The organism is Shinella sp., assembly GCF_049651085.1.
Taxonomy (GTDB): domain Bacteria; phylum Pseudomonadota; class Alphaproteobacteria; order Rhizobiales; family Rhizobiaceae; genus Shinella.
Map to the genome: position 1 here is coordinate 1 of NZ_JBASBL010000016.1, position 17562 is coordinate 17562.

The window sequence follows — 17562 nt, forward strand, 5'->3', positions numbered from 1 at the left end:
CTGGCGCTGGCCGCCGGAAAGCTGGCCGGGCCGGCGCGCGCCGTAGCCGGGCAGCTTCACCATGGCGAGCGCCTCTTCCGCCGCCTTCAGCCGCTCCGCCTTGTCGACGCCCTTGACCATCAGGCCATAGGCGACGTTTTCGAGGATCGAGAGGTGCGGGAAGAGGGCGTAGTCCTGGAAGACCGTGTTGACGTTGCGCCGGTAGGGCGGCACGCCCTCGGCGGTCTCGCCGAAGATTTCGATATGGCCGGCGGTCGGCTGCTCGAAGCCTGCCATGAGGCGCAGGCATGTCGTCTTGCCGGAGCCGGAAGGTCCGAGCATCGCGAAGAACTCGCCCTCGGCAATGGCGAGATCCACGCTATCGACGGCGCGCACGGCGCCGAAATAACGGGATACTTGCTGAAACAGGACGGCGGTCATGGGAGCTCCCGGTGTTGTCTTGGGCGATGGCTGATCTGGTGAGCCGATCGCGGAAAGTGCCGTAGGAGTAAAAACGGCGCGACTATCCAATCTCCCCACAAGGGGAGATGCCCGGCAGGGCAGAGGGGGTATTGCTACCCGCTCGCTCGGATCTTGCTGCTTCGCGGGCACCCTCTGTCGCCTTCGGCAACATCTCCCCCACAAGGGGGGAGATCGGGAGGATACCGCTTCTTTTGCCTCAGCGGCCGCCGATTACGCCGATATAGTCGGACACCCAGCGGTGGTAGGGCACGCATTCGCCCTGGCTTTCGCACTTGCTGACGGGCGTGCGCCAGAAGCTGATCTTCTCGAAGTTGTCGAAGCCGTTGGTCGAGCAGCCTTCGTCCGTCAGCAGCGCATTGCCCTTGCAGGCGGCCGGAACGGAGGGAACGGCGCCGAACCAGGCGGCCGCGTCACCCTGCACCTTGCTGGACAGCGAATGTTCCATCCACATATAGGCGCAGTTCGGGTTCTGGCTGTCGGCATGCAGCATGGTCGTATCCGACCAGCCCGTCACGCCTTCTTCCGGGAAGGTCGAGGCGATCGGCTGCTTCTCGGCCTGCATCAGGTTGACCTGGAAGGGCCAGGAGCCGGAGGCGACGACGCCTTCATTCTTGAAGTCGTCGATCTGGATCATCGCGTCGTGCCAGTAGCGGCCGACGAGCGTGCGCTGGACGCGCAGCAGCTCGAGCGCGGCCTTGTACTGGTCTTCGTTGAGTTCGTAGGGGGACTTGATGCCGAGTTCCGGCTTGTGCGCCATCAGGTATTGGGCGGCGTCGGCAATGTGGATCGGGCCGTCATAGGCCTGCACGCGGCCCTTGTTGGACTTGCCGTCCGGCAGCGTCATTTCCTCGAAGACCACGTTCCAGCTCTTCGGCGCGGCGTCCTTGAAGACCTCGGTGTTGTACATCAGGACGTTCGGGCCCCAGAGATAGGGTGTGCCGTAGTGGACGCCGCCGACCGTGTGCCACGGCGCGTTCTGCAGGCGCTCGTCGATGGTCTTCCAGCTCGGGATGAGGTCGGTGTTGATCGGCTGGATGCGCTTGCCGGCGACGAGGCGCAGCGAAGCGTCGCCCGAGGCAGTGACAAGGTCGAAGCCGCCCTCGTTCATCAGCGCGACCATTTCGTCGGAGGTCGCTGCGGTCTTCACCGTGACCTTGCAACTCGTCTTCTTCTCGAAGTCGCTGACCCAGTCGTAATTCTTGTCCGTCTCGCCGCGCTCGATATAGCCGGCCCAGGCGACGATCGAGACTTGGCCTTCACCGGGGCCGAGTTCCTTCAGCGGCTCCTGGGCGACGGCGGCGGTGGCGAAAGCGAGCGAAAGGGTAAGCGCGGTGCAGGAATGCAGAAGTCGCTTCATGACAGTCTCCCGGTTTGATCCGCTTTATGCGGTATTGTTCCCGACTGGAAAGGTGCCGCTATTTCGCCGCTTTCGCAAATTCATAAATCAGATAGTTGATATCGGAAATTCCGAAAGCGTAACATTCTTCCGAGACTACCGGCCCCGCCCGCTACGCAGTGCCTCCGCCAGCCCGACGAAATCGCGCGCCGATTGCGGCAGGCTGGAGCCCTTGCGCCAGACGATGCCGACCTGCACCACCGGCAGCGCGCCGGACACGTCGCGGCTTTCGATGCGGTCACCTTCCAGCGACCAGGGGCGATAGACGAGATCGGGCAGGAGCGCGATGCCCGCGCCGGTGGCCACGAGGCTGCGCACCGCTTCCACCGAGCGCGTGCGGAAGGCGACATGCGGGCGGGCGCCGAGCGCCGTCAGCAGCTTGCCGGTATTTTCCTCGATTTCGTCCACCGTCAGCATGATCAGCGGTTCCCGTGCAATATCGCTGACGGAAATGATGTCCGCCGAGACGAGCGGATGGCCGATCGGCAGCCAAAGCCTGTAGGGCGAGGTCTCGATGATCTCCGCCTGCAACGCCATGCGGTCGCGCAGGTTCGAGATGACCATGACCGCGACGTCCAGTTCGCCGCCGACGAGCAGATGTTCAAGATAGGAGCCATTGTCCTCGATCGCGCTGACATCGATCCCGGGAAAGGCCCGGCGATAGCGCGACAGGAGGTCGGACAGCACGTAACCGGCGACGAGCGAGGTGACGCCGAGATTGAGTTGGCCCTTTTCCGCCGTGCGGTTATCGGAGAAGGAGCGTCGCGCATCGGAGACGTCGGCGAGGATCTTTGTCGCGTGGCGCAGGAACTGGTGGCCGTTATGCGTCGTCGTCAGGCCGCGCGGATGACGGTCGAAGAGTTCGACGCCGAGATCCGATTCGAGTTCCTTGATCGCTTCGGTGATCGAGGATTGCGAGATCGACAGGTTCTGCGCGGCGCGCGTCACGGACCCCTGTTCCGCGACGGCGACGAAATATTGCAATTGCCGGAGGGTGAATGCCATGGCGGCAGTTAATATGCGCCGCGGGCGCGACGCAAGGCGAATGGCTGCGGATGGGCATCGCTAGGCATTCCCCGCCCCCACTTCCTGGGATAAGCTCCGGCAACCGATGCGCGACCTGCAGGAGAGGACATGCCCCCGTTCGAAATGATGCTTGCCTTTTTCGTGACGACGGCGGTCTTCGCCTACATGCCGGGACCGGCCATGCTCTATGCCGCCGCCCAGACCATCGCGCGCGGACGCCGCTCGGGGCTGATGGCGAGCCTTGGCATTCATCTCGGCGGCTATGCCCATGTGCTTGCCGCCGCCGCCGGCCTGACGGCGCTTTTCCATGCCGTTCCCGCGCTCTATCTCGCGGTCAAGCTGCTCGGCGCCCTCTACCTCATCTGGCTCGGCATCTCCATGTTCCGGGCAAAGGCCGAGGCGCCGGCGCTGGCATCCGGCGAACAGGCGCGCAAGAGCGGCCGGCGTGCCTTCGTCGAAAGCGTTTCCGTCGAGGTACTCAATCCGAAAACGGCGATCTTCTTCCTGGCCTTCCTGCCGCAATTCGTCGATCCCTCGGCGGCGCTGCCGGTCTGGGCGCAGCTCCTCGTCCTCGGCACGGTGATCAATCTCATGTTCACCTCCGCGGACATCGTCTGCGTGCTGCTGGCGGGCGCGATCGCCACGCGGCTGAAAGGCTCGGCGCGGGTGCAGAAGACGATGCAGCGCGTCGGCGGTACGATCCTTGTCGGGCTCGGCCTCAACCTAGCCTTCCAGAAGACCTGATCCGAACGGAACCTGCCATGACCGAACGCCCCATGCCGAGCGAGGACGGCATTCTCGCCTTCCACAAGCGCTGCGAGGATTTTTATCCGGCCGATGCGGTCGATGCGGATATCGCGCAGCAACGGGCCTGGTACGACGCGCTGTGCGCGGCCTTCGATGCAGCGCCTCCGGCCGGCATGGTGAAGGCGGACGGGCTGGTGGCAGGGCGCATTCCGGTGCGCCGCTATCGGCCGGCGGCTCCCACCACGCAGACGCGGCTTTTCTACATTCACGGCGGCGGGTTCGTCGTCGGCTCGCTGGAGAGCCATGATGCGATTTGTGCCGAACTGGCCGAGGCGGCGGGAGCCGAACTCGTCTCCATCGACTACCGCCTTTCGCCGGAACATGTCTGGCCTGCCGCTTTCGACGATTGCTGGGCCGTGCTGGTCGAACTTCTTCTGGAAAACCGCCCGGTCGTGGTGATCGGCGACAGCGCCGGCGGCAATCTGGCGGCCGGCATCGTGCTGAAGGCGAGGGACGAGGGGCTGAAGGGCATTGCCGGGCAGGCGTTGATCTATCCGGGCCTTGGCGGCGATCTGGTTTCCGGTTCCTACGTGGACATGGCCGAAGCGCCGGGGCTGTCGACCGTAGATGTCGCCTATTATCGCGACATCTACGGCGCGCCCGAGGAGGCGGTTCATGCTTATCCGCTGCGGGCCGAAATCCTCGCCGGCCTTCCGCCGGCCTTCATCACCGGGGCCTATTTCGATCCGCTGCGCGACGATGCGCGCGCCTATGCGGCGCGGCTGGCGCTTTCCGGTGTGCCAGTGGATTTCCGCGAGGAGAAGCAGATGATCCATGCCTGGCTGCGCGCCCGCTTTATGAGCGAGGGAGCGAAGGCCGGCTTTGCAGCACTGTGCGCTGCCGTGCGCCGGATGGCCAATCTATGAGCGGCATCACCGATCTCGACGAATTGCTGGCGACCATGGAGCCGGCGCTGGTGGAGGGCAGCTTCGTCTATGCGAGCGTGCCGGCCGCCGATCTTGCGCTACATCTGGTGCGCGGGCCGATCGGCCTGTTTCGCGAGGAGGAGGGCATCACGCTGATCCTGCCCGCCAATGGCGCGGCCGGGTTTGCCGCCAGCCCGCCGATGCGGATGATCACGCTCACCGTCCATTCCTCGCTGGAGGCAGTGGGGCTGACGGCGGCCTTCGCGACGGCATTGACCAAGGCGGGCATCAGCGCCAACGTGGTTGCCGGCTACCATCATGACCATATATTCGTGCCGGAGCGGGATGCCGAGCGAGCGCTCGAAACGCTGCGGGCGCTGTCCCGCGCGGCGCGTGAAAAGGGAGATGCGGGATGAAACTCAAGCTATTTTCAGGCGTCGTCCTGGCTTGCGGCCTCACGGCGGCGCTGCCGTCCGGCTCCATGGCCGGCGACGCCCCGGCGCCGCTTCCGTCCTGCGCCATGTCCGGATCGAAAAGCGTCTTCATCGGCGGTGCGCCAGCGCTGCGCCTTTCCGACGTGATCAATTGCCCGCTGGAGCTTTACGAGATTGTTCCGAGCGTCATGATCGAAGGCCAGCCCATGGTGAAATTTCGCACCGGCGTCGGCGAGAAGGGCAATTGCACGGCGCGTGGCGAGGAGACGGTAAGCGTCGAAGGCGAATCCGCCAGCCGCCTCGGCGATGTGACCTGCACGCAGAATTGAGCGGAGGCGCCGTTTGCAGGCGCTCTCCCCTTGTCGCCGTCATCCTCGGGTCGAGCCCGAGGATGACGGCGGGAGGTTGTCGACGGCGCGGCACTTCGGAAGGTGGCCGGAGCCGCCGCCCGGTTCAGTTCCCGGCGCTTTCCATACGCCGTGTCGTCAGCACTCGCTCCAGCCAGCCGATTTCCATTTCCGGAACCGATTTCAACAGGAGGTCGGTGTAATCGTCGAAGGGCGGTGAAAGCACCTTCGATTTCGGGCCGAAGCGCACAAGCCGTCCCCGGTGCATCACGGCCACGCTGTCGGCGATCGCGCGCACGATGGCGATATCGTGGGTGATGAACATGTAGGAAACCTGCGTTTCCTCCTGCAGTTTGAGGAGGAGCTTCAGGATACCTTCCGCCACCAGCGGGTCGAGCGCCGAGGTCGGCTCGTCGCACAGGATGAGTTCCGGCTGGGCCGCCAGCGCCCTTGCGATCGCCACGCGCTGCTTCTGGCCGCCGGAAAGTTCGGCCGGATAGCGGTCGGCGAAGCGGTCGCCCATCTCGATCTGCTCCAGCAGTTCCTTCACCCGCTCCGCCTTCCTGGCGCCGCGCAAGCCGTAGTAGAAGGTAAGCGGCCGGCCGATGATGTCGCGCACCGTCTGGCGCGGGTTCATCGCCGTATCGGCCATCTGGTAGATCATCTGGACGCGGCGCAACTCGTCGTTCGACCGGCCCTTCAGGGCCTTCGGCAAGGGCTTGCCGTCGAAACTGATCGTGCCGTCCTGCGGTGGCAACAGGCCGGTGATGACGCGGGCGAGGGTGGACTTGCCGGAACCGGATTCGCCCACAACCGCCAGCGTCTGGCCCTTCGGCAGGTGCAGCGAGACGTTCTGCAACACCTTGAACCCGTTGGAATATCCGGCGGTAATGTTGTCGACCTTGAGGAGCGTATCCGACTGGTCGGGCGCTTCCTCGCGCTTGGTGCTGCGCACGTTGACCAGCGCGCGGGTATAGTCCTGCGTCGGCGCCTCGATGATCTGTCGCACCGAGCCGTATTCCACCATCTTGCCGTGCCGCAGTACGAGGATGTCGTCCGTGATCTGCGCCACGACGGCAAGGTCATGGGTGATGTAGAGCGCGGCCGTGTTGGTTTCCTCGATGGCGTGCTTGATGGCGGCGAGCACGTCGATCTGCGTCGTCACGTCGAGCGCCGTCGTCGGCTCATCGAAGATGATGAGTTCCGGGTTTGGGCAGAGCGCCATGGCGGTCATGGCGCGCTGAAGCTGGCCGCCGGAAACCTGGTGCGGATAACGTTGGCCGAAGGTTTCCGGGCTCGGCAGGCCGAGCACCTTGAACAGGTAGAGCGCGCGCTTTTCCGCTTCCGCACGGGTCATGATGCCGTGTTTCAGCGAGGCCTCGATCACCTGTTCGCCGAGCCGGTGGGCCGGGTTGAAGGCCGCCGCCGCAGATTGCGCGACGTAGCAGACCTTCGCGCCGCGCACCTTGCGGATGCCGACGGGCGAAAGCTTCAGGAGGTCCTCGCCATTGAGCTTGACCTCGCCGCCGGTGATGCGCACCCCGCCGCGCCCATAGGCAAGCGCGGTGAGGCCGATGGTCGATTTTCCGGCGCCCGATTCACCGATGAGGCCGAGCACCTTGCCTTTTTCGACGTCGAAGGACACGCCTTCCACGAGGGTCACGGTTCTCGGCGGCTCGCCGGGCGGGTAGCTGGTCGCCTCGATCTTGAGATCGCGGACGGAGAGAAGATCAGGCATCGCCGCGTCCCCCTTTCAGGCTCGAGGTGCGTTTCATCAGCCAGTCGACGACGAGGTTGACGCAGATGGCGAGCCCCGCGATCGCGCCGCCCGGAATGAGGGCGGCGGAAATCCCGAAAATGATGCCGTCCTTGTTGTCCTTGACCATGCCGCCCCAGTCGGCGGCCGGCGGCTGGATGCCGAGGCCTAGGAAGGAGAGGGTGGAGAGGAACAGGATCGAGAAGGCGAAGCGCAGGCCGAATTCTGCAAGCAGCGGCGAGAGCGTGTTGGGCAGGATTTCCCGGAAGATGATCCAGCCCGTGCCTTCGCCGCGCAACCGTGCCGCCTCGACGAATTCCATGACTGCTACGTCGAGCGCGACGGCGCGGCCGATGCGGTAGACGCGCGTACTGTCGAGGACCGCCATGACGAGGATGAGGATCCACAGCTGCTGCGGCAGGACGGCCAGCACGACGAGGGCGAAGATCAGTGTCGGGATCGCCATCATCAGGTCGTTGAAGCGCGAGAAGGCCTGGTCGACCAGCCCGCCCGTCACGGCCGCGGTGAAGGACAGCAGCATGCCGAGCGAGAAGGACAGCACGGTTGCCGCCAGCGCCACGAAGATGGTGGTGCGGGCGCCGAAGATCAGCCGCGAGAAGAGGTCGCGGCCGAGATTGTCGGTGCCGAGCAGGAAGTCGCCGCCCATCGGCTCCCAGACGGAGCCGACGATCTGGCTCTCGCTATAGGGGGCGATGAGGGGGGCGAAGATGGCGCAGAAAACGGCGAGCATGATGCCCAGGATGCCGATCCAGGCGCTGACGGGTATGGAGTTCAGTCTCATCGCGGATGCCTCAATCTGGGGTTCGCGACGATCGCAAGGATATCGGCGAACATGTTGAGGAAGATATAGAAGGCGGCGAAGATCAGGCCGCAGGCCTGCACCACCGGCATGTCGCGCACCGTCACGGCGTCGACCATGTACTGGCCCATGCCGGGATAGACGAAGACCACCTCGACGACGACGACGCCGACAACGAGATAGGCAAGGTTGAGTGCGATGACGTTGATGACCGGCGCCACGGCATTCGGCGCCGCGTGCCTGGCAATGATGCGCAAGCCCGAAAGACCCTTCAGTTCCGCCGTTTCGACATAGGCGGAGGACATGACGTTGAGGATCGCGGCCCGCGTCATGCGCATCATGTGGGCGAGCACGACGAGGACGAGCGTTGCGGTCGGCAGCGCGATGGCCGATAGCCGCTGGCCGATCGTCATGGTGTCGTAGACCGTCGCCGGGAAGGTCGCGACGCCCATCTGTACGGCAAAGAACAGGATCAGCAGATAGCCGACGAAGAACTCCGGCAACGAGATCGCGGCCAGCGAAACGACGTTGATGATCTTGTCCGGCAGGCGGTTGCGGAATTCCACCGCGAGCATGCCGAGGCCCACGGCGAGCGGGACGGAGATGATCGCGGCGAAGAAGGCGAGGAACAGTGAATTGCCGAGCCGCTTGCCTATCTGCTCGCTGACCGAATTCTTCGAGGCCCAGGAGGTGCCGAAGTCGCCCTGTAGCGCCCCGCCGAGCCAGTTCAGGTAGCGGGTGGTGGCTGGCTGGTCGAGGCCCAGATCCTTGCGGATGTTCTCGACGGCCTGCGGCGTGGCGGACTGGCCGAGATAGGTCGTGGCAAAGTCGCCGGGCAAGGCTTCCACGCCCCCGAAAATCATAAGGGACACGGCAAAGAGCAAGGCCACGCTGAGCGCGAGGCGTTGCAGGATGAGCGCAACCATGGGGCTGCTCTTGCTGAGTTTCGCCCAGAACGAAGGCGTGCCTTCGTTGGTGGGGGCTTCAGTGGACGCAACCGACCCGGCAACGCCGGCAGACTGCGGGGCTTCGCCCGCAGCCGCCGTTGCTGTCAGCTCCGGACCGTGCGCCGGTCCGTTGCCGGCCATCAGGTGTCGAGCCAAACGCGGGTTGCGACATAGCCGTTCGACATGTCGTTGCCGATGTCGTGGACATAGCCCTTCACGTTCTTGCTGCAGGCGTTCACGAAGTCGTTGAACATCGGCAGGATGAGGCCGCCCTCGTCACGCACCATCATGGCCATGCTGCGGTACATTTCCTTGCGCTTGGCCTCGTCGAGCTCGGAGCGGGCTTCCAGCAGGATCTTGTCGAAGTCCTCGCGGTGGAAGCGCGTGTCGTTCCAGTCAGCCTTCGTATGGTAGGCGGTCGAGTACATCTGGTCCTGCGTCGGGCGGCCGCCCCAGTAGGACGTCGAGAAGGGCTGGACGTTCCAGACGTTCGACCAGTAGCCGTCGCCGGGCTCGCGCTTCACTTCGATGTTGATACCGGCCTTCTTGGCGCTTTCCTGGTAGAGCACGGCGGCATCCACCGCGCCGGGGAAGGCGACGTCGGACGTGCGTAGCAGAACCGAGCCGCTATGGCCCGACTTCTTGTAGTGGAAGGCCGCCTTGTCCGGATCGTAGGCGCGCTGCTCGATGCCTTCCGGGAAGAGCGCATAGGTCTCGTTGATCGGAAAATCGTTGCCGACCTTGCCGTAGCCGCTGAGCACCTTTTCCAGCATCGTCTCGCGGTCCATCGCATATTTCAGCGAGAGCCGCAGGTCGTTGTTGTCGAAGGGCGCAGTGTTGCAGTGCATGATGAAGACGTAGTGGCCACGGCCGGACGTGCTCAGCACCTCGATATTCGGCGCGCGCTTCAGGAGGTCGACGGTCTTCGGATCGACGCGGTTGATATAGTGGAGCTGGCCGGAGGAAAGCGCCGCGATGCGCGCGGTCTTGTCGTTCATCGCGATCAGCTCGACCGAATCGACATAGCCGCGGTCGGTGCGCCAGTCGTCCTGGTTGCGCTCGAAGGTGGCGCGTACGCCGGGCTCGAAGCTCGTCATCTTGTACGGGCCGGTGCCGATCATCGCGTCCGGATCGTCGAAGCCGCCATTCGGCTGGATGACGAGGTGATAGTCGGTCAGGAGCAGCGGCAGGTCGGCATTGCCCTCGGCCAGAACGAGGACTAGCTTGTCGCCGTCGGCCTTGATTTCCTTGATGGACTGCATGACGCCGAGCGCGCCGGATTCGGCCTTCTCGTCCGTATGGCGCTGCAGCGTCTTGATCACGTCATCGACGGTCAGTTCCTTGCCGTCGTGGAACTTGACGCCCTTGCGGATGGTGAAGGTCCAGGTCGCAGCGTCGGCGGACGGCTCCCATGATTCGGCAAGCGCGGGAACCGGCTTGCCGGTCAGCGGCTCGGATTCGACCAGCATGTCGCCCCAGGTGCGGCTGGTGACGAACATGAACTGCGAAAGGTTCTTGGCGGGGTCCCGCGAATCGGTGGCCGATGCGCCTTCGAGGCCGAGCTTCAGATGACCGCCGCGCTTGGGCTCCTGCGCCCTGGCAGCGGTATCGAACATCGTCCCGGCGGCCGCAAGCGTGATGCCGAAGGCAGCGGCGCGGCCCATGAACTCGCGGCGGTTCATCTTGCCGAGCGAGACCTGGCTGGTAAGGTATTTTGTATAATCAGTCATTCCCCTGTTCCCTTTTTGCTGGCCCTGTTTGGTGGGCAATTGTCGTTATGATTGGCAGAATTTCTGTTTTTGGCCATTAAGGCAAGCTTGCAACCGGCTTTTGTGTCGGCAGCAGCGCATTTCCGTCTCCCGAATGCCTCCCTTTTTCACCGCAACGCGGCCTGTTATGCATGAGTCAATCACGCATTAGCTGCGTGTAATACTTAAAATATGTATTCCTTCCGCAAGTCATACTTGTAGAAGACTGCTTTGCTCGCCCGATGCAGGGGCGAGTTCTTTCATTGTCCCTTCCAGACGGGATCGCGTTTCTCCGCGAAGGCGCGGGCGCCCTCGAGTTGATCCTCGCTGGAATAGAGAATGTCGACCGTCCGGAACTGCCGGCGGGTGATCTTGTTCATGGTCGTCTGGAACGCCTCGCCTTCGGCGGCGCGCACCACTTCCTTGATCGCCGCATAGACGAGCGGCGGGCCGCTTTCGAGCAGGCGCGCCAGCTCCCAGGCGCGCTCGAGCAGCTTGTCGGCAGGCAGGATCTCGTTGACGAAGCCCCAGCGATGCGCCTCCTGCACATCGAGCCAGCGGCCGGTGAGCAGCATGTCCATCGCGATGTGGTAGGGAATGCGCTTCGGCAACTTGATCGAGGCGGCGTCCGCCACCGTGCCGGAGCGGATTTCCGGCAGCGCGAAGGTGGCGTGCTCGGCGGCGAGGATCAAATCTGTGGAAAGGGCGATTTCGAGGCCGCCGCCGCAGCAGATGCCGTTGATCGCCGCGATGATCGGCTTGTTGAGGTCTCGCAGTTCCTGCATGCCGCCGAAGCCGCCGACACCGTAGTCGCCGTCGACCGCGTCGCCCGCCGCCGCCGCCTTCAGGTCCCATCCCGGACAGAAGAATTTTTCTCCCGCGCCGGTGATGATGGCGACGCGCAATGTGTCGTCGTCGCGGAAATCGGCGAAGATCTCGCCCATGATGCGACTGGTCACGAGATCGATGGCGTTCGCCTTGGGGCGATCGATCGTCACTTCCAGAATGCCACCTTCGCGGCGTTGCAGGATCGGTCCGGTCATGGGTTCTCCCTCAGACGGATCAGTGCGTCGGCTGCGACGACACCGTCGCCAGCTGGCAGCACCATTATGGGATTAACGTCCAGTTCTTCGATTATTGAAGCGTTTGAAACGACATAGGATGCTGCTGATGCGACGGCGGCGACCAGAGCGTCGATATCTCCCTTCGGACCGCCGCGATAGCCGTCGAGCAGCTTTGCGACTTTCAGACCCGAGATCGCGTCGCGGATCGTCCTTTCATTGACCGGAAGCGTCAGGATCGCCGAATCTTCCAGCAATTCAACAAGAATGCCGCCTGCGCCGATGGTCAGGACGGGTCCTGCGACCGGGTCGCGCAGCGCGCCGACGATGAGTTCGGCGACGGGTTTGCCCACCATCCTTTCCACGAGGAAGCCGGATGCGACGCCGGCCATGGCGCTTGCCGCATCGCGCACCGCCTGGCGGTTCGCAAGGTTGAGCTTCACGGCGCCGGCCTCGGTCTTGTGCGCAACGCCAAGGCCCTTCAGCACGACCGGGAAACCGAGCATCTCTGCGGCATCGGCTGCGGCTTCGGCGGTGTCGGCGGTCATTCCCGGGGGCACCGGCAGGCCATGGGCGGCAAGCGCCTGCTTGGCCTCGTGCTCGGTGAGCGTGACGGCTTCGCCTTCGCCTTGCGTGGTTTTCAGCAGCGGTTCGGGAAGGGGCCGTACCCAGATCTCGCCGATGCCGGCGGCGATCTCGGCGGCGGCCAGCGCCTCCTCGATGCCGTAGAACGGCACGACGCCGTTCTTCACCAGCATTTCGGCTGTCTCCTCGGGCATGTTTTCGCCCATGCTGGCGACGATGCCGGCATTTTCGCCGGTTGCCTTTGAGGCATCGATGACGGCATGGCAGGTGGTGATCCAGTCGGCGGCGTCACAGCGGTCGAGGCGCGGGAAATCGAGCACCACGAGGTTCAGGGCATAGCCGCCCTTCATCATCGTCGTGAAGGCCTCTGTCTGCTTCTCGCGATTGCCCCAGACGAAGGTGTGGTAGTCGAGCGGGTTGGAAATCGTCACCATCTGGCCGAGCGTTTCGCGCAGAGGCTGGCGCTGCTCTTCCTTCAGCGCGCGGTAGTTGACCTTCCGCTTCACGCCGGCATCGGCCATGAGCGAGGCCTCGCCGCCCGAGCAGCTCATCGACGAGATGTCGCGGTTCGGCAGGGGGCCTGCCACATGCAGCAGTTTCAGGGTTTCAAGCAGCTCCGGCAGCGTCTCGACGCGGCCGATTCCGAGGCGGGAGAGCAGGGCGGAGGAGACCGCATCGTTGCCGGCAAGGGATGCCGTGTGCGAGACGGTGGCCAGCTGCGCCTGTTCGGATTTTCCGACCTTCAGCGTGACGACGGGCTTTTTCAGCTCCCGCGCGCGCAGCGCGAGGCGTTCGAGGGAAGCGAGGCTGTCGAAACCCTCGATATGCAGGCCGACGGCGGTGACGCGGGGGTCTTCCAGCACGGCGCAGGCGAGATCGGCAAGGCCGGTCTGCGCCTGGTTGCCGGCCGTCAGGATATAGGCGAGCGGCAGGCCGCGCTGCTGCATGGAAATGTTGCAGGCGATGTTGGAGGACTGCGTGAGGACGGCAACGCCCTTGTCGACGCGCAGCATGCCGTGCTGGTCTGGCCAGAGCAGCGCGCCATCCAGCATGTTGATGAAGCCGTAGCAGTTCGGGCCGAGGACAGGCATGTCGCCTGCGGCCTCCACCAGCGCCTTCTGCAGGTCGTCGCCATCGGCCAGTTCGCTGACGGCCTCGCGGAAGCCGGAGGCGTAGCACACCGCGCCGCCCGCGCCACGGGCGGCGAGGTCGCGGATGATGCCGATGGTCAGCTCGCGGTTGACGCCGACGAAGGAGGCGTCCGGCGCGCCGGGCAGATCGGCGACGGAGCGGTAGCATTTGCGCCCGAGAATTTCCGTTTCGCGCGGATGCACCGGCCAGATTTCACCGGAAAAGCCCATCTTGTCGCATTGGAAGATGACCCGTCGCGCCTCCTTTCCGCCGAAGACGGCGATGGATTTGGGCCGGATCAGACGGTCGAGAGAGCGTATCATGTCGCGATCACGCTCCCAGTGGCCGGAGCAGATCGCGGCTGATGATGTGCCGCTGGATTTCCGACGTGCCGTCCCAGATGCGCTCGACGCGGGCATCGCGCCAGAAGCGGGCGAGCGGCAGGTCGTCCATCAGGCCCATGCCGCCATAGATCTGGATCGCCTCGTCGGTGACGCGGGCGAGCATTTCGGTGGCGTAGACCTTGGCCGAGGCGATCTCGCGGTTCGACGGCAGGCCCTGGTCGAGACGCCAGGCGGCGCTGAGCGTCAGGAGGTCGGCGGCGTCGATCTCGGTGATCATGTCGGCGAGCTTGAAGGAAACACCCTGGTTCGCGCCGATCGGCTTGCCGAACTGCTTGCGCTCGGCGGCATAGGAGAGGGCATAGTCGAAGGCGCGGCGCGCGCGGCCGACGGAGGTGGCCGCGACCGTGAGGCGCGTCGCATAGAGCCAGTCATTGGCGATGTCGAACCCCTTGTGCACTTCGCCGAGGATCTGGGCCGAGGACAGGCGGCAATCGTCGAAGGACAGGATGCAGTTCTGGTAGCCGCGATGCGAGACCGAATTGTAGCCGTCGCGGATCTCGAAGCCCGGCGTGCCGCGGTCGACGAGGAAGCAGGTGATGAGCTTCTTCTTGCCGCGCGGCGTGTCTTCCTCGCCGGTTGCGATGAAGACGATGACGAAATCGGCGATGTTGGCATGGCTGATGAAATGCTTGGTGCCGTTGACGATCCAGTCGCCGCCGTCCTGCCGTGCGAAGCACTTCATGCCGCGCACGTCCGAACCGGCGTCCGGCTCGGTCATGGCGAGCGCATCGAATTTCTCGCCACTGACGGCCGGCAGCAGATAGCGCTCGCGCTGCTCGTCGTTGCAGGCCATCAGGATGCCCGAGGGGCGGCCGAAGAAGACGGTCAGCGCCATCGAACCGCGGCCAAGCTCGCGCTCGACAAGCGTGAAGGACGTGTGGTCGAGGCCCGCGCCGCCGACCGCTTCCGGCATGTTGCAGCCGAAGAAGCCGATTTCCTTGCACTTGCGTGCAATTTCCTGCCCGAGTTCCGGCGGCACGACGCCGGTGCGCTCGACCTCGTTTTCGTGCGGATAGATTTCGGTTTCGACGAAGGAGCGGACCGTATCCACGATCATCTGCTGTTCGCCGGTCAATGCGAAGTTCATTGAAAATTCCTCCCGGTATGTCTTCTACGGGAGGTGCGTGTTGCGGCAACCCCCCTTTGCCCTGTCGGGCATCTCCCCCGTGAGGGGGAGGTTGATTGCGGCACCGCTTTCCCGTTGCCGATCTCCCTTCTTGTGGGGAGATGCCCGGCAGGGCGGCGGGAACTGGAGGCTCTCGCCTTTACTTGTGCCTCTGGCCGACGCTGCGGCCCGCGCCCTCCGGCGCCGGCAGCCTGGCGTGCGCTTCGGCGATCGGCGCGATCTTCGCCAGCACCTCGGCAGGAGCGGAAACGCTCTTGCCGGCCTTGCTGTCGACATGGAGCGCCATCTGTTCCGCCGTCGCGATGACGTCGCCGGTTGCCGCATCATGGATGCGGCTAAAGTAGTGCAGTCGCTTGCTGTCCGAGGCGAGGATCTGCAATGTCGTGTAGAGCGCTTGCCCGAGCTTGGCCTCGCCGAGATGGCGGATGTGGGTTTCCACCGTATAGTAGCTGTGGCCGGCCTCGACATAGGCGAAGTCGACGCCGATCAGCCGCAGCAGCGCATCGGACGTATCGCCGAAAAGCTGGAGATAGCGGTGCTCGGTCATGTGGCCGTTATAGTCGACCCAGGCGGCATTGACCTTGGTGTCGACGAGGCGCAGCGGCTCGTCCGTGGAAACCTCGACCTTCGCCTTGCCGGCCTTGGCCCAGAGATGTTCCTCGAACTCGGCGAGCAGCTTGCCCGAACCCCAGCCGCGGCCGTCGTCGCCGGCCTTCAGCGCATGCATGATGCCGACGAGGTTCTGGTCGCGGATCCGCTCCAGCTCGCGGATGCCGCGGGCGCCGGACTGCGCGTCCGACTGGTTCGCGATCTTTTCCACCAGCTCGTCGTTGAGATCGACGACGTCGGTGAGCTTCGTCCACGGCCAGGAAAGGCAGGGGCCGAACTGGGCGAGGAAGTGGCGCATGCCGGCTTCGCCGCCGGCGATGCGGTAGGTCTCGAACATGCCCATCTGCGCCCAGCGCATGCCGAACGAATAGCGGATCACGTCGTCGAGCGTTTCGGTATCGCAGATGTCGTCCTTGATGAGCCAGAGACCCTCGCGCCAGACGGCTTCGAGCAGGCGGTCGCCGACGAAGGCCTCGATCTCCTTGTTGATGATCACGCCCTTCATGCCGATGGGGGCAAGCTTGGCCTTGGCGTCTTCCAGCACGGCGCGCGTGGTCTTCTGGCCGCCGACGAGTTCGGCGAGCGGCAGGAGGTAGACGGGGTTGTAGGGATGCGCCACGAACAGGCGTTCGGGGTGCTTCATGTCGCGCTGAAGATCGGTCGGCATCAGGCCGGAAGTGGAAGAGCCGATCAGCGCATCGGGCCTGGCCGCCGCGTCGATCTGGGTGAGGACACCGCGCTTCAGCTCCAGCCGCTCGGGCACGCTTTCCTGAATCCAGTCAGCATCTTGCACGGCTTCTTCCAGGCTCTTGCAGAAGGTGACTTTTCCCTTCGGCGGCAGCGGCGCCATGGTGAGCATGCCGTAGGCGCGCTCTGCATTGGCCATCACTTCGCCGATGATGCGCTCGGCTTCGGGATGGGGATCGAAGACCTTGACGTCGATGCCGGCAAGCGCGAAGCGGGCGATCCACGCGCCGCCGATGACACCGCCGCCGACGCAGGCTGCCTTGTTGATCTGGCTCATTTCGGTGCCCGCTTCTGGAGTTTCAGCTTCTCGCGCACTTCGGCCGGGCCGATGACCCGCGCGCCCATGCTTTCGATAATGTTCACGGCCTTGTCGACGAGCTGCGCATTGGTCGCGAGCTGACCCTTGCCGACATAAAGGTTGTCTTCGAGGCCGACGCGGACATTGCCGCCAGCAAGCACGGCGGCTGCCGGATAGGCCATGGCGTTGCGGCCGATGGAGAAGGCCGAGAAGGTCCACGAGGCCGGCACGTTGTTGACCATCGCCATATAGGTGTTGAGGTCGTCGGGCGCGCCCCACGGAATGCCCATGCAGAGCTGGATGAGAACCGGATCCTCGATGAGGCCTTCCTCGACGAGCTGCTTGGCGAACCAGAGGTGGCCGGTGTCGAAGGCTTCGATCTCGGGGCGCACGCCGAGGTCCGTCATCATCTTGGCCATGGCGCGCAGCATCGACGGCGTGTTGGTCATCACGTAGTCGCCGAGCGAGAAATTCATCGTGCCGCAGTCGAGCGTGCAGATTTCCGGCAGGCATTCGGCGACGTGGGACACGCGCTCGGTGGCACCCGCCATGTCGGTGCCGACGGGGTTCAGGGGCAGCGGCTGTTCGGTGTTGCCGAAGATCATGTCGCCGCCCATGCCGGCGGTGAGGTTCAGCACGACGTCGACTTCCGCGTCGCGGATGCGCTCGGTCGCCTCGCGGTAGAGGTCGTTGCGGCGGCTCGGCGCGCCGGTTTCCGGGTCGCGGACGTGGCAATGCACGATAGCGGCGCCAGCCCTGGCGGCCTCGATCGCCGATTCGGCGATCTGTTTGGGCGAGCGCGGCACATGGGGGGATTTCCCGGCGGTGTCGCCGGAGCCGGTAACGGCGCAGGTGATGAAGACGTCACGGTTCATGGCTAAGGGCATTGTCGTTCTCCCGGTATTCTCGTTGGGCCCATTACGAGCCAAGAGACGCCGCGATGCTTTCATTTTTCGGATCCAGTCTTGACAATTACGGAGATGAAAAAGCAG

General features: G+C 64.5%; 16 protein-coding genes. 4 read left to right on the forward strand and 12 right to left on the reverse strand.

Annotated elements, in window-relative coordinates; translation table 11 throughout:
* From WA950_RS08800 to WA950_RS08810, 3 genes are all read right to left on the reverse strand, one after another.
* The coding region (locus WA950_RS08800; RefSeq protein WP_424551332.1) for an ABC transporter ATP-binding protein at positions 1 to 420 on the reverse strand (420 nt) is incomplete at its 3' end.
* Between the two features lie 238 nt (positions 421 to 658).
* Positions 659 to 1819, reverse strand: a complete 1161-nt coding sequence (locus WA950_RS08805) for an ABC transporter substrate-binding protein (RefSeq protein WP_424551333.1) — start codon at positions 1817 to 1819, stop codon at positions 659 to 661.
* A 135-nt stretch (positions 1820 to 1954) separates the two neighbouring features.
* Positions 1955 to 2863 (reverse strand): LysR family transcriptional regulator, encoded by a 909-nt coding sequence (locus tag WA950_RS08810; RefSeq protein ID WP_424551334.1) that lies wholly within the window; start codon positions 2861 to 2863, stop codon positions 1955 to 1957.
* A 129-nt stretch (positions 2864 to 2992) separates the two neighbouring features.
* Between WA950_RS08810 and WA950_RS08815 the strand changes: the two genes are divergently transcribed.
* Genes WA950_RS08815 through WA950_RS08830 form a run of 4 tightly spaced genes read left to right on the forward strand, consistent with a single transcriptional unit; the run spans position 2993 to position 5320 of the window.
* Positions 2993 to 3628 carry a LysE family translocator gene (locus WA950_RS08815; RefSeq protein ID WP_424551335.1) on the forward strand — a complete coding sequence of 212 codons (636 nt, stop codon included), beginning with the start codon at positions 2993 to 2995 and terminating at the stop codon, positions 3626 to 3628.
* A 17-nt stretch (positions 3629 to 3645) separates the two neighbouring features.
* Positions 3646 to 4557: an alpha/beta hydrolase gene (locus tag WA950_RS08820; protein WP_424551336.1), complete on the forward strand. Its 912-nt coding sequence runs from the start codon at positions 3646 to 3648 to the stop codon at positions 4555 to 4557.
* Complete coding sequence (locus WA950_RS08825) at positions 4554 to 4973, forward strand: ACT domain-containing protein (RefSeq protein ID WP_424551337.1); 420 nt, start codon at positions 4554 to 4556, stop codon at positions 4971 to 4973. The genes WA950_RS08820 and WA950_RS08825 overlap by 4 nt, the downstream gene beginning before the upstream one ends.
* Positions 4970 to 5320 (forward strand): hypothetical protein, encoded by a 351-nt coding sequence (locus WA950_RS08830; RefSeq protein ID WP_424551338.1) that lies wholly within the window; start codon positions 4970 to 4972, stop codon positions 5318 to 5320. Before WA950_RS08825 ends, WA950_RS08830 begins: the two co-directional genes overlap by 4 nt.
* Positions 5321 to 5444: 124 nt before the next feature.
* Here the strand turns inward: WA950_RS08830 and WA950_RS08835 are convergent, their stop codons facing one another.
* The 9 genes from WA950_RS08835 to WA950_RS08875 all read right to left on the reverse strand — a co-directional run bounded on the left by WA950_RS08835 (position 5445) and on the right by WA950_RS08875 (position 17457).
* The gene (locus WA950_RS08835; protein WP_424551339.1) at positions 5445 to 7076 is read right to left on the reverse strand and encodes an ABC transporter ATP-binding protein; all 1632 of its coding nucleotides are present in this window, start codon (positions 7074 to 7076) and stop codon (positions 5445 to 5447) included.
* Entirely contained in the window at positions 7069 to 7896 is an 828-nt protein-coding gene (locus WA950_RS08840; protein ID WP_424551340.1) for an ABC transporter permease, read from the reverse strand. Before WA950_RS08840 ends, WA950_RS08835 begins: the two co-directional genes overlap by 8 nt.
* A complete protein-coding gene (locus tag WA950_RS08845; protein ID WP_424551341.1) occupies positions 7893 to 9002 on the reverse strand; it encodes an ABC transporter permease in 1110 nt (369 codons plus the stop codon). The genes WA950_RS08840 and WA950_RS08845 overlap by 4 nt, the downstream gene beginning before the upstream one ends.
* Positions 9002 to 10591: an ABC transporter substrate-binding protein gene (locus WA950_RS08850; protein ID WP_424551342.1), complete on the reverse strand. Its 1590-nt coding sequence runs from the start codon at positions 10589 to 10591 to the stop codon at positions 9002 to 9004. Before WA950_RS08850 ends, WA950_RS08845 begins: the two co-directional genes overlap by 1 nt.
* A gap of 278 nt (positions 10592 to 10869) precedes the next feature.
* Complete coding sequence (locus WA950_RS08855; protein ID WP_424551343.1) at positions 10870 to 11652, reverse strand: carnitinyl-CoA dehydratase; 783 nt, start codon at positions 11650 to 11652, stop codon at positions 10870 to 10872.
* Entirely contained in the window at positions 11649 to 13709 is a 2061-nt protein-coding gene (locus WA950_RS08860; protein WP_424551344.1) for an acetate--CoA ligase family protein, read from the reverse strand. The genes WA950_RS08855 and WA950_RS08860 overlap by 4 nt, the downstream gene beginning before the upstream one ends.
* Before the next feature lie 7 nt (positions 13710 to 13716).
* Positions 13717 to 14877 carry an acyl-CoA dehydrogenase family protein gene (locus WA950_RS08865; RefSeq protein WP_424551345.1) on the reverse strand — a complete coding sequence of 387 codons (1161 nt, stop codon included), beginning with the start codon at positions 14875 to 14877 and terminating at the stop codon, positions 13717 to 13719.
* Positions 14878 to 15055: 178 nt separating this feature from the next.
* Complete coding sequence (locus tag WA950_RS08870) at positions 15056 to 16549, reverse strand: carnitine 3-dehydrogenase (protein ID WP_424551346.1); 1494 nt, start codon at positions 16547 to 16549, stop codon at positions 15056 to 15058.
* Entirely contained in the window at positions 16546 to 17457 is a 912-nt protein-coding gene (locus tag WA950_RS08875; protein WP_424551347.1) for a 3-keto-5-aminohexanoate cleavage protein, read from the reverse strand. The genes WA950_RS08870 and WA950_RS08875 overlap by 4 nt, the downstream gene beginning before the upstream one ends.
* Positions 17458 to 17562 lie beyond the last annotated feature (105 nt).